The organism is Sandaracinobacteroides sp. A072, from assembly GCF_052616365.1.
Genome location: NZ_JBQXGU010000002.1, coordinates 525,413 through 539,100, shown reverse-complemented (window position 1 = coordinate 539,100; position 13,688 = coordinate 525,413). Strand labels below are relative to the sequence as shown.

Below are 13,688 nucleotides of genomic sequence, written 5' to 3'. Positions count from 1 at the left end.
GCCCCAGGCGGGGCAAGGGCGGGTGTGGCGGAACTGGTAGACGCGCTGGATTTAGGTTCCAGTGTTGAAAGACGTGGGGGTTCGAGTCCCTCCACCCGCACCAGGCTCGCCTCCGGCCACCGCACCCCGCATGTGGGGCCACTTGGAGGACCTGGAGTTTCATGACTGTCACCGAGACGCTGAACGAAGGCCTGAAGCGCGGCTTTGAGCTGCTCATCGAGGCCGGGGCGATCGCCGACCGTGTCGAGGCCGCTGTAGCCGAGGTCGCACCGCAGGTGCGCATGCCCGGTTTCCGGCCCGGCAAGGTTCCGGCCAACCTGATCCGCAAGATGCATGGCGAGTCGCTGCACCGCGAAGCTGTGCAGCAGGCGGTCAACGATGCCGTGAACCAGCTTCTGTCGGAGCGCGGCCTGCGCCCGGCCATGCAGCCGAAGATCGACATCGAAGGCGGCGACAAGCCTGGCGAAAATCTGAAGCTGAGCATCAGCCTCGAAGTGCTCCCCGAAGTGCCCGAGACCGATATCGAGGGCATCGAGCTCGAGCGGCTGATGGCGGAGGTTGCCGACTCCGATGTCGATACCGCTGTCGAGCGCATTGCCCAGCAGTCGAAGAGCTTCGAGGACGCGCCCGCCAAGCACAAGGCCGGCAATGGCGACCTCGTGGTCATGGATTATGTCGGCAAGGTCGATGGTGAAGCCTTCGAGGGCGGCACCGGCGAGGATATGGAGATCGAGCTTGGTTCGGGTCGCCTCATCCCCGGTTTCGAAGATGGCCTGACGGGCGTGAAGGCCGGCGACGAGACGGTCGTGAAGGTGACCTTCCCGGCCGATTATCCCGCCGGGCATCTGGCCGGCAAGGATGCCGAATTCGCCATCACGGTGAAGGCCGTGAAGCAGCCCAAGGTGCCCGCTGTCGATGACGAACTGGCCAGGAATCTCGGCCTCGAAAGCCTTGAGCAGCTGAGGGGCATCCTGAAGGACCAGGTCGAGAGCGAACTCAACAACCTGACCCGCACCCATCTGAAGCGCAAGCTGCTCGATCATCTGGCGGCCGCAACCAGCTTCGAGGTTCCGCCTTCGATGGTGGATGCCGAGTTCGAGCAGATCTGGAGCCAGGTTCAGTCCGAGTCCGGTGAAGAGGCCGAGGCCGAGAAGGACGATTATGTCCGCATCGCCGAGCGCCGCGTGCGTCTGGGCCTCCTGCTGTCGGACATCGGCCAGAAGAACAATGTCCAGGTCAGCCAGGCCGAAATGAACCGCCTCGTCGCCCAGGAGGCTTCGCGCTATCCGGGGCAGGAGCGCGAAGTCGCCAAGTTCTTCAGCGAGAACGCCATGGCCGCCGCCCAGCTGCGTGCGCCGCTGTTCGAGGAAAAGGTGGTGGACTTCCTGCTGGGCAAGGCCAGCATCACCGATCGCACCGTGAGCCGCGAAGAGCTGGAAGCGGCGATCGAAAGCGAGGACGAGACCCCGCAAGGCCATGTCCATGGGCCGGATTGCGACCATGACCATGATCATGATCATGGCAAGGCTGCCAAGAAGCCTGCTGCCAAGAAAAAGGCCGCTGCCGAAGAAAACACCGAGGAGAAGCCCGCGAAGAAGCCAGCCGCCAAGAAGAAGGCTGCCGCTGAGGCCGGCGCCGAGGAGAAGCCCGCGAAGAAGCCGGCTGCCAGGAAGAAGGCTGCCAGCGACGAGTGAGCGGATGCGATCGGCCTGTCCGGCCTTTGATGGCCGGGCATGCGTGGCCTGAACGCCAATGGCCAAAGGGGCTGCACCTCAGGGTGCGGCCCCTTTTTCATGCCGTGCCTTTGCGGGCTGCCTGCCCGATCTGATCTGTCGGGCTGAAGGCCGGTGCGATGCCCCTCAGGTGGAAAGGATGCCAAGGGGGGATCGCCGGGCACAAAAAAGGGCGGGCACCGGGGCCCGCCCTTTTCTGAAGCTTTCCCCGCGGCAGCACCAGACCGGCGCAGGAAAGGCCATGTTTCAGAAGCTGCGCGTCAGAAGGCAGCCGAGAGCGTCACGACGATGCCGTCACGACCGGCGCGGTTGGCGCGGAAGCTGTCGCCGCCCGGCAGGAAGATGCGGTCACGCGAATAATCGGTGCCGACATAGGCAACGCCCAGGGTGAGCGGTTCGAAGACGATGTCCGCGCCCAGCATCCAGTCGAGCTTCTTGGTGGTGCCATCGGCTTCGTCGAACACCAGCGACCCCTGCTCGTGGCCAAGCGAGGCCTTCAGCGTGATCGGCGTGTTCGGGATGCCGGCGTTCACGGCGCCGTAGAGGTAGCGGCTGGAGCCATCGAGGTTGTTCTGGCTGGGCGCCCAGCTCAGGCCGAGCTCAAGGCCGACCGGGCCGACCGTGGTGCCGACGGTGCCGAAGAATTCGACGATGTCGGTGTCCGTGCCGCCCGGATAGAGATAGCCGACGACGCCGATGGAGGTGTCGAGGCCGCCAAGGCTGCCAGCCCAGCCGAGCGTTGCGTCGATTTCCGTCGTCGAACCGTTGAAGTCGGCGATGGAGGAGCCCCACAGGCCAACGAAGAAGCCGGGCGCGGTGGAGACGGTGATCGAGCCCTGGATGGCCGGATCGAGATCGGAGAAGCTGACGCCGCGGAAGCGGTAATCACTCACGAAATCGACGCTGCCGGAAATCTCGACGCCGGAATCCTGGGCCTTCGCCATGCCGGCGGGCAGGAGCATCGCGGCAATCGGGGCAGCAAGAAGGATGGAACGGTTGAACTTCATCTGAATGTCTCCCTGGCGCCGTCCGTATGGACGGCCATTTCAAAAGGGCCTCTGAGGCCGGTTCCGCGCTCGCCAGGGCGGTGTCCTGACCCTTGGCGGTGCCGAGGCCCGCCAGTGGTTCTGGATGGGGCCTTGAAGCCCTCTTGATGGACATGTTGCCGCATTTTGTGCGTTGCACAAGAGCATTTTTCGCATCGGGTCGTGGCAAGATGCGCGGCTGTTGCATTTTTGGCACAGCAGTGTTCCGGCTGGGCGCATTTCATGCGTTCGCGCCCTGTTCCGCCCTGTTTCCTTGCCGTTGCGCAGCCGCTATGACTGGCGCATGTCCGATCTGTTTGAAGACACCGGCGCTGCGTCCGGTGACTATGATGCGCAGTCCATCGAAGTCCTCGAGGGTCTGGAACCTGTCCGCCGCCGCCCGGGCATGTATATCGGCGGCACCGACAGCAATGCGCTGCACCATCTTGCCGCCGAAGTGCTGGACAATGCGATGGACGAGGCCGTTGCCGGCCACGCCAGCCGCATCGAAGTGGAACTGGCGGCCGATGGCACGCTTTCCATCACCGACAACGGGCGCGGCATCCCTATCGATCCGCACCCCCGCTTTCCGGACAAGTCGGCGCTCGAAGTGATTCTCACCATGCTGCATTCCGGCGGCAAGTTCACCGCCGGCGCCTATGCGACTTCGGGTGGCCTGCACGGTGTCGGCATTTCCGTCGTCAATGCGCTGTCGGAAGAGCTTGTGGTGGAGGTGGCCCGCAACCGCACCCTCTATCGCCAGCGCTATTCGCGCGGGGCGGCGCAGGGGCCGCTGGAAAACTGCGGCGGCACGCCCAACCGGCGCGGCACCATGGTCGCCTTCCGTCCAGACCCCGAGATTTTCGGCGCCAGCCTCCGCTTCCAGCCCGAACGGCTCTACCGTCTGGCCCGATCCAAGGCCTATCTCTTCGGCGGGGTCGAGATCCGCTGGCGCTGCGCCCCGGAACTTGCTGACGACAAGGTGCCCGAAAGCCAGACCTTCATCTTTCCCGGAGGCCTTGCGGACCATCTGGGCGAGGATGTCGGCGCCGAGGCGACCGTCACCAACCAGCCCTTCACTGGCCGCCACGAGTTTCCCGATGGCGCCGGACGGCTGGAATGGGCCATGCACTGGACCGTGACCGGCGATGCCAGCCACAGCTGGTATTGCAACACCATCCCCACGCCGCAGGGCGGCACGCACGAGGCCGGCTTCCGCAGCGCCATTCTGAAGGGGCTGAAGGGCTTTGCCCAGCTGGCAGGCGTGAAGAAGGCTGGCGACCTCAGCTCGGACGATGCGCTGGTGGGAACGCGAATCCTGCTGTCGCTTTTCATTCCGCAGCCGCAGTTCCAGTCCCAGACCAAGGATCGCCTTGCCTCCGTCGAGGCGCAGCGCCTTGTCGAGACGGCGGTGAAGGATCACTTCGACCACTGGCTTTCCGAAGACCAGGAACGCGGCCGCGCGCTGCTCGCCTTCGCCATCGACCGGATGGAAGAGCGGCTGGCCCGCCGGGCCGAGCGCGAGGAAAAGCGCAAGACCGCGACCAACGCCCGCAAGCTGCGCCTTCCGGGCAAGCTGACGGACTGCGCCAGCAACAGCCGCGAAGGCACGGAGCTGTTCATCGTCGAGGGGGATTCAGCCGGCGGGTCCGCCAAGCAGGCGCGGGATCGCACCACCCAGGCGATCCTGCCCATTCGCGGCAAGATCCTGAACGTCGCCTCGGCGGCCGCTGCCAAGATCGGCGCCAACCAGGAAGTGTCCGACCTTGCCCTCGCGCTGGGCTGCGGCACGCGTGACAAATATCGCGACGAGCAGTTGCGCTACGAGCGCGTGATCATCATGACCGATGCCGATGTCGATGGCGCGCATATCGCCACGCTGCTGATGACCTTCTTCTTTCAGGAAATGCCGGGCCTCGTGCAGGCAGGGCGCCTCTATCTTGCGCAGCCGCCCCTTTACCGCATCACCGCCGGCGCCGACAGCGTCTATGCCCGCGACGACATCGAGCGCGAGCAGCTGATCGCCAGGCGATTCAAGGGCCGCAAGGTCGAGGTGAGCCGCTTCAAGGGCCTGGGTGAAATGGCCCCGAAACAGCTGCGGGAAACCACGATGGACCCGGCCCGCCGGACGCTCATCCGTGTCACGCTTCCGGAAAGCAACCAGGACAGGCATATGGTGCGCGACCTGGTCGACCGACTGATGGGCCGCGTGCCGGAGCATCGCTTCAACTTCATTCAGGCCCACGCAACCCAGCTGGAGGCAGAAGCGATCGATGCCTGACAAAGCCCGCCACGCCGCCAACGGGGCCGCACAAGCTGTGGACTGCGTGGAAATCCCGTCCGCCCCGGAAGCGCGCCGCGTCGCCGGTACGGGCCTGTTCATGCTACTGGCGGGCGGGCTGCTGGCCATCATGCCGCAGGCGCCGGCCTTCGGCCTTGCACGCCCGCCTTCGGCTGATGCCGTCGCCCATGCCTATGTGCAGGGCAGGCTGGCCCTGTCCGAGGATGAGCTGGCGGTGGCAGCCGAACGCTTCGGCGTGGCGCTGAAGACGTCTCCGGACGACTTGCTTCGCCGCAGGGCGCTGGATGTAGCCATATTGTCCGGGGACATGAAGGCGGCCGTGCGGCTGGCCGGGCAGGTCCGGCTCGATCACGAGCGGCCGGGCTTCGCGCTTGCCGATTCGCTGGTCGGGCTGATCCGCCTGTCCGGCGCCGCCGCCGCGCGGGACTGGCGCGCCTATGAAGCCGAGCGCCTGGCGCTGGCGGAATCCGGCCGCACGGATGGCGCCAACCCGTTGATGGGCGCGGTTCTGGAAGCCTATGGCCTGTCGGCCCGTGGCCAGCATGATGCCGCGCTTGCCCTTGTCGATCCGGCCAGGGCCGGCGGAATCGCTGCATCCTATTTCGCCGAACACCGCGCCCATCTGCTTGCCCTGGCCGGGCGCTGGCCTGAAGCCGCCGAGGCCTATTCGGGGCTTGTGGCAGCCGAAGGGGCCAATGTCGCGCGTCTGCGGCTGAACGCCGTTTCCACCGCGCTGAAGGCTGCCCGCACCGAGCCCGAGTGGCGCGACCGCGCCATTCTTGCCCTTGGTTCCGGCCCCCAGCGCGATCCTGTGCTGATGGCTGCGCGCGCGGCGTTTGCCAGGAACCCGCGCCTGTCCCCCGAGGCGCTTGGCGGCATTCTTGCGCGCCAGCAGGATGGGCTGGCGCTGATGTTCATGCGGGTGGCCGGCGATCTGATGCGGGAGCGGGCGAGCGGGCCAGCCCTGGGCTTCGCCCGAATCGCCACGCTGCTTGCGCCCGATCTGCCCGAAGCATGGCTTGTCACGGCGGATGTTCTTGCCCGCAACAGCAAGCCCGACCTCGCGCTCGAGGCCCTTTCCCGGCTGGACAGGGCGGGCGCATGGGCAGACGTCACGCCCGGCAGGCGCGCCGCCTATCTTTCGGCCGCCGGCCGGCAGGACGAGGCCCGCGCCATCGTGGCGCGGGTGGTCGCGGGGCCGGATGCCCAGCTTGAAGACTGGGCGCGCCTTGCCGATATCGAGCGGCAGGCAGGCAATCACCGCCAGTCCGCCGAAGCCTATGCCAGGGCGATTGCGCGCGCCGGCGAAGAGGCGCTCGGGCCGGTGCAGATGGCCCAGCTGCACTTCCTGCACGGTTCTGCCCTCGAACAGGCGGGGGACTGGGCGGCAGCGGAAGGCGAATTGCGGCGGGCCGTGACGCTTCAGCCGGAAAACCCTGTCTATCTCAATTATCTGGGGTATTCGCTTCTCGACCGATCGCTTGCCATGGCCGAGGCGCGCGACCTGATTGCGCGCGCCTACAAGGCGGCGCCGGAAAATGGGGCGATCATCGATTCCATGGGCTGGGCCGAATATCGGGCAGGTAACCATGCCGAGGCGGTGCGCCTGCTGGAAAAGGCCCGCGCCGCCGAGCCGGGAGACCCGACGGTGGCCGATCATCTGGGCGATGCGCTCTGGCGCATGGGCCGGCGGATCGAGGCGCGCCATGCCTGGCGCGCGGCGCAGGCGCTGCAGCCTGACGAGGCGCTGTCGGCGGCCCTTGCCCTGAAGCTCGATTACGGCCTCGACATCGCGCTTGCCGGCAAGCCATGAGCGATGCCGCGCCGGCGGTGGAACATGCCCCCGCCAAGATCAATCTCGCGCTGCATGTCCGCGCCCGCATGCCCGATGGCTATCATGCGCTGGAAACCCTTTTTGCCTTTACCGATTTCGGGGACAGGCTCGAAGCGCGCGACGCCGAAGACTGGTCGCTCGCCGTCGTGGGGCCGATGGCGGCCGATACCGGCCCGCTGGATGACAATCTCGTCCTCCGGGCTGCCCGGGTCTTCGCCAGTGCAACCGGCTACCCGGCGCGCCATGCCTTCCGGCTGGAAAAACACATCCCCACTGCCGCCGGCCTTGGTGGCGGCAGCGCGGATGCCGCCGCGACGCTCAGGCTTTTGAACCGGCTGGCGGGCCATCCGCTGGACATGGCGGCGCTGGAAGCGATTGGCGCCGGGCTGGGGGCTGACGTTCCGGCCTGCGTGCGCTCGGTCACTTCATGGGGGCAGGGGCGAGGAGAGGAACTGCGGCCCGGGCCCGACCTTTCCGGTATGGCGGTGCTGCTGGTCAATCCACGCGTTGCCGTGCCGACGGGGCCGGTCTTCAGGGCGTGGGACGGCATCGATCGCGGCCCGCTGAGGCAAGACTGGCAGGCTGGCCGCAACGATCTTGAAGCGCCGGCCATTTCGCTTCAGCCGGTGATTGCCGATGTGCTGGGCTGGCTGCGCGCCTGCCCTGGGGCCGGGCTTGTCCGCATGTCAGGCTCCGGTGCGACCTGCTTTGCCCTTTCCGCCAAGGCTATCACCCACCCCGATGCACCCCCCGGCTGGTGGGTGATGCCCAGCCGGCTTCGCTGAAGCTTGTTTTCTCAAGAGGGGGTGGCAGTCAGGGCACTGGCACAAGCCGTATTTCCGTTCCGAAGCGCTGTCCGAGTGCGTCGACCACCGGGCCGCGGTGATCGGCGCCGACCAGGATCGCGATGCGCCGGCCCGGTTTCGCCGCGACGAGGCTGGCGGCATTGGTCGCGATGCGCTGGTCCCTGGCGCGGTAAAAGCTGGTCAGCAGCTCGTAACGCGTGCCGGCCAGTTCTTCTTCCAGCGTGTCGTAATAGCGTCGGGCAAGTGTGTCATAGCGGCCATCGTTGAGGGCTGCGGCGCTGGCTGTTCGCACGATTTGCATCTGTTCTTCCTGAAGGGCATCCGCCTTCGGGGTGCGGACGGCCGGGTCTTTCTGCAGATCGCGTTCCAGCGCCTTGACCGGGCTTTGCGCGCGCCACCAGTCCGATGGCACGGGCTTTCCCTCAAGTTCCGCGCCCAGCCAGTCGATACCTTTTGCCCTGTCCCGATAGGCTTTCGCCACGGCGCGCATTTCCGGCGGATAATTCGCCGCCAGATACGCTTCGTCGGCGCCAAGATCCTCGGCGCGCATCTCAACCGCGACGACATCGGGTTCGAATTCACGGACGATGGACCCCACATCCTCATAGCCATAGGCCGGATGGTCATGGTGGGCGCCATGTATGGTTGCCAGCACCATCACCTGCGTGCTCCCCTGTGTGGTTGCGCCACTTGCGGTGCGCGGTGCCGGTGCACAGGCGGCCAGAACCGGCAGAAGGCCCACAAGCAGGCCGAGGACAAGGCGCGTGCGCATCATGTTTCCTTTCACTTCCCGTCGATGAAGCCGGCCGGGTCGAGCCCGCGTGCGGCGCGCGCCAGCCTGTCGTTGATGGCGAGGCCGAGGCCATGGCGCGGAACGGGGGCGACTGCGATCGCCGCCTTGCCGCTCCGCTCCGCATGGTGAAGGGCATCGAAGAGCCGGGCTGCGGCTTCGGCAAGGTCTCCGCTGGCGGACAGGCTTTCATCCCCCGCCACCGGCCCGAATCCGAGATGATGTTCGTGCGGCCCGGCCGTCACCACATCCAGCCGCAGCGGCAGGCGCGGTGCATAATGGCGCAGCAGCATGCCGGGGGCCGCTACCTTTTCCCCTTCCGACGCCGGGAGAAGCGGCTGGCCCGCGATCCTTTCCAGATCTTCGGCTGCAATGGCCCCCTGCCTGAGCAGGCGCGGGCCGCCCCCGGTGATCGCCACGATGCTGCTTTCAAGGCCATGGCCGCAGGGGCCGCCATCCAGAACCAGCGGCACCCGGCCATCAAGGCTTTCCAGCACATGGGATGCCCGTGTGGGGGAAAGACGGCCCGAGGCATTGGCGGATGGCGCCGCAACCCCGCGCCCGAGGCCCCTGATCACCGCCTGCATGGCAGGGCTTGCGGGCATGCGCAGGGCGATTGTCGGAAGCCCGGCTGTCACCAGCGCTGAAACCGGCGCGCCCGGCTTCAGCGGCAGAACGAGGGTGAGGGGGCCTGGCCAGAAGGCGGATGCCAGCCGGTCTGCCAGCGGGTCGAACCGGGCGCAGCGTTCGGCCATCGCCCGATCGGCCACATGCACGATCAGCGGGTTGAAACCGGGCCTGCCCTTGGCGGCATAGACAGCGGCCACGGCCTGGCCATTGGCTGCGTCGGCCGCCAGCCCATAGACGGTTTCCGTTGGCAGGGCGACGATGCCGCCTTCGGCAAGAACCTTCACCGTCTCGGCGATGCCGGCTTCGTCCGCAGGCAGAAGGCGCGTCTTCATGGCAGTGGCTTTGGGCATGCAAGGCGCTATAGCGGCACGCGCGCCGTGCGCACAGGCCGGTGAACAAGACTGCCAGAGGACGGGACAGATGACCTACACGCCGCCGATTGCCGAACAGCGGTTCGTGCTCGAAACCATCGCCGACATTGCGGGGCTGCAGCAGCTTCCCGGTTTCGAAGGCGCAACGCCCGACATGGTGGACGCGATTCTGGGTGAGGCGGGCAAGCTGGCCGCCAACGCCTTCGCGCCGCTCAACCGGGTGGGCGATGTGTCGGGCCTGAAGGCTGTGGATGGCGAGGTGCGCACGCCGCCGGGCTTCCGCGAGGCCTATCGCGCCTATGCCGATGGCGGCTGGATCGGGCTGGGCGCCAGCCCCGAGCATGGCGGGCAGGGCATGCCCTTCGCGCTTGCCTGCGCCGTGCAGGAGCAGATCACCGCTGCCAACATGGCCTTTTCCCTGTGCCCGATGCTGACGCTTGGCGCGATCGAGGCATTGCAGGCCCATGCCAGCCCCGAGCAGCAGCAGCTTTATCTGCGGCCGCTCGTCAATGGCCGCTGGACCGGCACCATGAACCTGACCGAGCCGCAGGCGGGATCGGATGTGGGCGCGCTGCGCACCATGGCCACCCCGGCCGAGGACGGCAGCTGGCGCATCAAGGGCCAGAAGATCTTCATCACCTGGGGCGAGCATGACCTCGCCGAGAACATCGTGCACCTCGTGCTGGCGCGCACGCCGGATGCGCCGGCAGGCACAAAGGGCATTTCGCTGTTCATCGTGCCGAAGTTCCTGGTGAATGCGGATGGCACGCTCGGCGCCCGCAACGACCTTCGCGTCGTTTCCACCGAACACAAGCTGGGCATCCACGCCAGCCCCACCTGCACCATGGCCTTCGGCGACAATGATGCGTGCGTCGGCTATATGGTCGGGGCCGAACATGGCGGCATGCGCGCCATGTTCACCATGATGAACCACGCCCGCATCAATGTCGGGCTGGAAGGCATCGCCATTGCCGACCGCGCCTTCCAGCATGCGCTGGAATTCGCCCGGCAGCGCGTACAGTCTGCCCCCTTCGGTGGCGGGCGCACGCCCGTTCGCATCATCGAACATGCCGATGTGCGCCGCATGCTGATGACGGCGCGCGCCTATGTGGAAGCCGCCCGCGCCATCGCCTGCCTGAACGCCGCCGCCGTCGATCGCGCCCATGCCGAAACGGACCCGCAGCGCAAGGCCGATGCCAAAGGGCTTGCCGATCTGCTCACCCCCGTCACCAAGGCCTTTTCCACCGACATCGGGGTCGAGGTGTCGAGCCTGTGCCTGCAGGTGTTCGGCGGCATGGGTTATGTCGAGGAAACGGGGGCCGCCCAGCATTATCGCGATTCGCGTATCGCCCCCATCTATGAGGGAACGAACGGCATCCAGGCGCTGGATCTTGTTGGCCGCAAGCTTTCGATGGATGGCGGCCGCCACTGGCGCGCCCTTCTTCAGCGCGAGCGGCAGTTCATCGCCGCGCTGCCCCGCACGGGCGATCTGGGCCAGCTTGTTCCCTGGCTGGACGATGCGGTGGAGGCTTTGCAGACGGCATCCGTCTGGATCAGCGGCAATGAAGGCGACAAGCTTGTCGATACGGCCGCTGCCGCGACGCCCTATCTGCGCATGTTCGGCCTGACGATCGGGGCCTGCCTTCTGGCCCGCCAGGCAGCCGAAGCCGCGCGCCGGCTGGAGGCAGGCGAGGGCGACCCCCGGTTCCTCAAGGCCAAGATCGCGACCGCGCGCTATTTCGCCGAGCAGCTGCTGCCGGCAGCCGCGGCCCTGCTCGGCCCCGTCACGCGCGGGGCAAGCCAGCTTTTCGCAATTCCGGAAGACGCGCTGCTGGCCGGCTAGGCCGGGCCGGCATGAAAAGGGCCGGGCATGCCCCTCCGCATCCCCGGCCCTGGCTGGCGCCCCCGATACGCAACAAGAGGGGCAACGCGGATTGGCCTGTCCGACTTGATGGCGCGATCCGGTTTGTCGGCTATGTTGGCGCTAAATTGCCTTAGGCACGCGCCTTGGCAAGAACCAATGCGCGTGGCTTTTCAAAAGATTGCATTCCGGCTGATGGCGCGCTCGCCAGCCTCCTCAGCCAGCCTCCTCAGGCAGTGAAGGCAGGCAGGCTGACGGCTGCGTCCGGGTCCCCCAGCGCCAGGAAACTGCCGTTCAGATAGCCGGGCTTGCCATAGCCGAAGGGCGTTCCATCCGTGCCCAGCGTGATCCCTCCCGCCGCGCGGAGGATGGCATCGGCGGCCGCCGTGTCCCATTCCGATGTCGGGCCGAACCTCGGGTAGATGTCGGCGAGGCCTTCGGCCAGCAGGCAGAATTTGAGCGAGGAGCCAGACGGCCTGCTCTCGGCATTGGCGAGCGCTGCAACCCAGGCCTTCGTCCGGTCATCGAGGTGGGAGCGGCTGGTGACGACGACGGGCGGGCTCGACAGGCTGCGCGCGTGAATGCGCGCGCGCGCGCCGCCCCGGCTTTCCTTCCAGGCGCCGAGCCCGGGCGAGCCGGTCCACAGCGTTTCGCTGGGCGGATGCAGCACCAGCCCCAGTGTCGGCACGCCATCTTCCACCAGGCCGATGTTTACCGAATAATCCTGCCCGCCTTCCACATAGTCGCGCGTGCCGTCCAGCGGGTCGATCAGCCAGAAGCGGCGGCCGGCCTGCGGTTTGTCGCCAGCTTCGGCGGCTTCCTCGCCGATGATCACGGCCACCGGGTCCAGCGCGCGGATGGCGTTGGCAAGCAGGCGCTCGGCGGCCTCGTCGGCTTCCGTCACGGGGGATTTGTCGGTCTTGTCGCGGTGGGTCACGCCCGAGGCGCGTAGCCGTTCGATCAGGGCGCCGGCTTCGCGCATCGCCGGGGTCAGGCGTTCGATCAGGCGGGCATGGGCCAGGTCTTCGACGATATGTGCGGACATGAGGCTTCGATCTTTCTTCACTGGTTGCAGTTGCCGGGTCTTGCCACTTGCCGACTCTGCCTGCGGCCTTATGCTCTCTGCCACGAGACTAGGACAGAGGGGGATGCCGGTGAAGACGACAGCATGGCTTGCAGCCGGGACGATCATGGCTGCTGTTACGGCTGGCCCGGCCCTCGCGCAGGCGCCATCCGGCCAGGCACCATCCAGTAGGGCGATGCTGGATTGCGCGGCCATTGACGACGATTTCGCGCGCCTTGCCTGCTATGACGGGCTGGCGAAGGCTATGTCCCCGGAAGCGCGCGCCATGGCCGAAAAGCGTGAAGCGGAAGGCCGCCGCCGCGCCGAGGCCGAAGCCGCCGAGAAGGCGGCAAGGGCAGAGGCCGATCGCAAGGACCGTTTCGGCCGCGAGGGCGTCCTGGGCTACAAGGGCGATCCGGAGCGGATCGAGCAGATCGAGGCGAAAGTGACCGAAAGCCTGCGTGACAGCCTGGGCAAGAGCGTCTTCATCCTCGACAACGGCCAGATGTGGCGGCAGGCCGAAGGCTTCCCGATGCCGCCGGTGAAGGCGGGAACCGCCGTCGTCATCAAGCGCGGCTCGCTCGGCAGCTATCGCATGACGTTCGATCGCATGAACCGCACAGTCCAGGTCATACGCATGCGCTGATTCGGGCGCTGATCCGGTCCACGGGCGTCAGCGCGGCCAGCGGCCCGTCACGTGCGCAAGTTCGGGCCGCGGGCGTTCTTCCAGCGGCTTCGACGGGGTGCCGATGAAGATGAAACCGGCAATGCGGCCGCCGGGAAAGCCCAGGGCGTCCGGCAGGCCGGGCAGATAGGCGGCCGGTTCCGTCAGCCAGTTGGCGGCATAGCCCATGGCGTGGGCCGCGTGCAGCAGGGTCATGGTGGCGGCGCCCGCTGTCATCAGCTGTTCCCATTCCGGGATCCGGCTCTCGCCGTTCACCAGGCTGATCGCGGCCAGCAGCCTCGGCGCCTGCCGGGCGAAGTCCTCCAGCGCCCGCGTTTCCGTCTTTCCCGGCGCGCCGCGCGCCTTGCCGTAAAGATCGAGAAGCAGTGCCGCGAAGGCGTCGCGGTCGGTGATTTCGATGAAGCGCCACGGGGCCAGCTTGCCATGATCGGGAACACGGGTCGCGGCCTTCAGCATGGTTTCCATCTCGGCAGCGTCAGGCCCGGGCGCGACAAGATCGCGCGCCTTGCCCGAGCGGCGGCTCAGCAACAGGGTAAGCGGCGTTGCGGCATCGTTGAACTGATAGGATTCCATGCGCCGCTTCTTGGC

Annotated in this window: 11 protein-coding genes and 1 tRNA gene; 7 read left to right on the top strand and 5 right to left on the bottom strand. The window is 67.0% G+C overall.

Features of this window, described 5'->3' with window-relative positions; genetic code table 11:
• Positions 1-18 precede the first annotated feature (18 nt).
• A tRNA-Leu gene (locus ACUJ46_RS08505) sits at positions 19-103 on the top strand.
• A 58-nt stretch (positions 104-161) separates the two neighbouring features.
• Complete coding sequence (gene tig / locus ACUJ46_RS08500) at positions 162-1,694, top strand: trigger factor (protein WP_445390036.1); 1,533 nt, start codon at positions 162-164, stop codon at positions 1,692-1,694.
• A gap of 299 nt (positions 1,695-1,993) precedes the next feature.
• Here the strand turns inward: tig and ACUJ46_RS08495 are convergent, their stop codons facing one another.
• Positions 1,994-2,740, bottom strand: a complete 747-nt coding sequence (locus tag ACUJ46_RS08495) for a TorF family putative porin (protein WP_445390035.1) — start codon at positions 2,738-2,740, stop codon at positions 1,994-1,996.
• Positions 2,741-3,062: 322 nt separating this feature from the next.
• Here ACUJ46_RS08495 and parE point away from each other — a divergent pair, with 322 nt between their 5' ends.
• Genes parE through ACUJ46_RS08480 form a run of 3 tightly spaced genes read left to right on the top strand, consistent with a single transcriptional unit; the run spans position 3,063 to position 7,679 of the window.
• On the top strand, positions 3,063-5,039 hold the full coding sequence (parE, locus tag ACUJ46_RS08490; protein ID WP_445390034.1) for a DNA topoisomerase IV subunit B: 1,977 nt from the start codon (positions 3,063-3,065) through the stop codon (positions 5,037-5,039).
• Positions 5,032-6,873: a tetratricopeptide repeat protein gene (locus tag ACUJ46_RS08485; RefSeq protein WP_445390033.1), complete on the top strand. Its 1,842-nt coding sequence runs from the start codon at positions 5,032-5,034 to the stop codon at positions 6,871-6,873. Before parE ends, ACUJ46_RS08485 begins: the two co-directional genes overlap by 8 nt.
• On the top strand, positions 6,870-7,679 hold the full coding sequence (locus ACUJ46_RS08480) for a 4-(cytidine 5'-diphospho)-2-C-methyl-D-erythritol kinase (RefSeq protein ID WP_445390032.1): 810 nt from the start codon (positions 6,870-6,872) through the stop codon (positions 7,677-7,679). The genes ACUJ46_RS08485 and ACUJ46_RS08480 overlap by 4 nt, the downstream gene beginning before the upstream one ends.
• A 28-nt stretch (positions 7,680-7,707) precedes the next feature.
• On the opposite strand, the gene ACUJ46_RS08475 is transcribed toward ACUJ46_RS08480, so the two are convergent.
• On the bottom strand, positions 7,708-8,475 hold the full coding sequence (locus ACUJ46_RS08475) for a hypothetical protein (protein WP_445390031.1): 768 nt from the start codon (positions 8,473-8,475) through the stop codon (positions 7,708-7,710).
• An 8-nt stretch (positions 8,476-8,483) separates the two neighbouring features.
• On the bottom strand, positions 8,484-9,452 hold the full coding sequence (locus ACUJ46_RS08470) for an L-threonylcarbamoyladenylate synthase (RefSeq protein WP_445390030.1): 969 nt from the start codon (positions 9,450-9,452) through the stop codon (positions 8,484-8,486).
• 88 nt (positions 9,453-9,540) lie between these two features.
• Here ACUJ46_RS08470 and ACUJ46_RS08465 point away from each other — a divergent pair, with 88 nt between their 5' ends.
• Complete coding sequence (locus tag ACUJ46_RS08465; RefSeq protein ID WP_445390029.1) at positions 9,541-11,334, top strand: acyl-CoA dehydrogenase; 1,794 nt, start codon at positions 9,541-9,543, stop codon at positions 11,332-11,334.
• Positions 11,335-11,581: 247 nt separating this feature from the next.
• On the opposite strand, the gene cysQ is transcribed toward ACUJ46_RS08465, so the two are convergent.
• Entirely contained in the window at positions 11,582-12,397 is an 816-nt protein-coding gene (gene cysQ, locus ACUJ46_RS08460; protein ID WP_445390028.1) for a 3'(2'),5'-bisphosphate nucleotidase CysQ, read from the bottom strand.
• Positions 12,398-12,506: 109 nt separating this feature from the next.
• On the opposite strand from cysQ, the gene ACUJ46_RS08455 reads away from it, so the two are divergent.
• Positions 12,507-13,061 carry a hypothetical protein gene (locus tag ACUJ46_RS08455; RefSeq protein WP_445390027.1) on the top strand — a complete coding sequence of 185 codons (555 nt, stop codon included), beginning with the start codon at positions 12,507-12,509 and terminating at the stop codon, positions 13,059-13,061.
• Between the two features lie 27 nt (positions 13,062-13,088).
• On the opposite strand, the gene ACUJ46_RS08450 is transcribed toward ACUJ46_RS08455, so the two are convergent.
• Positions 13,089-13,673 (bottom strand): nitroreductase family protein, encoded by a 585-nt coding sequence (locus tag ACUJ46_RS08450; RefSeq protein WP_445390026.1) that lies wholly within the window; start codon positions 13,671-13,673, stop codon positions 13,089-13,091.
• Between the last annotated feature and the right edge of the window lie 15 nt (positions 13,674-13,688).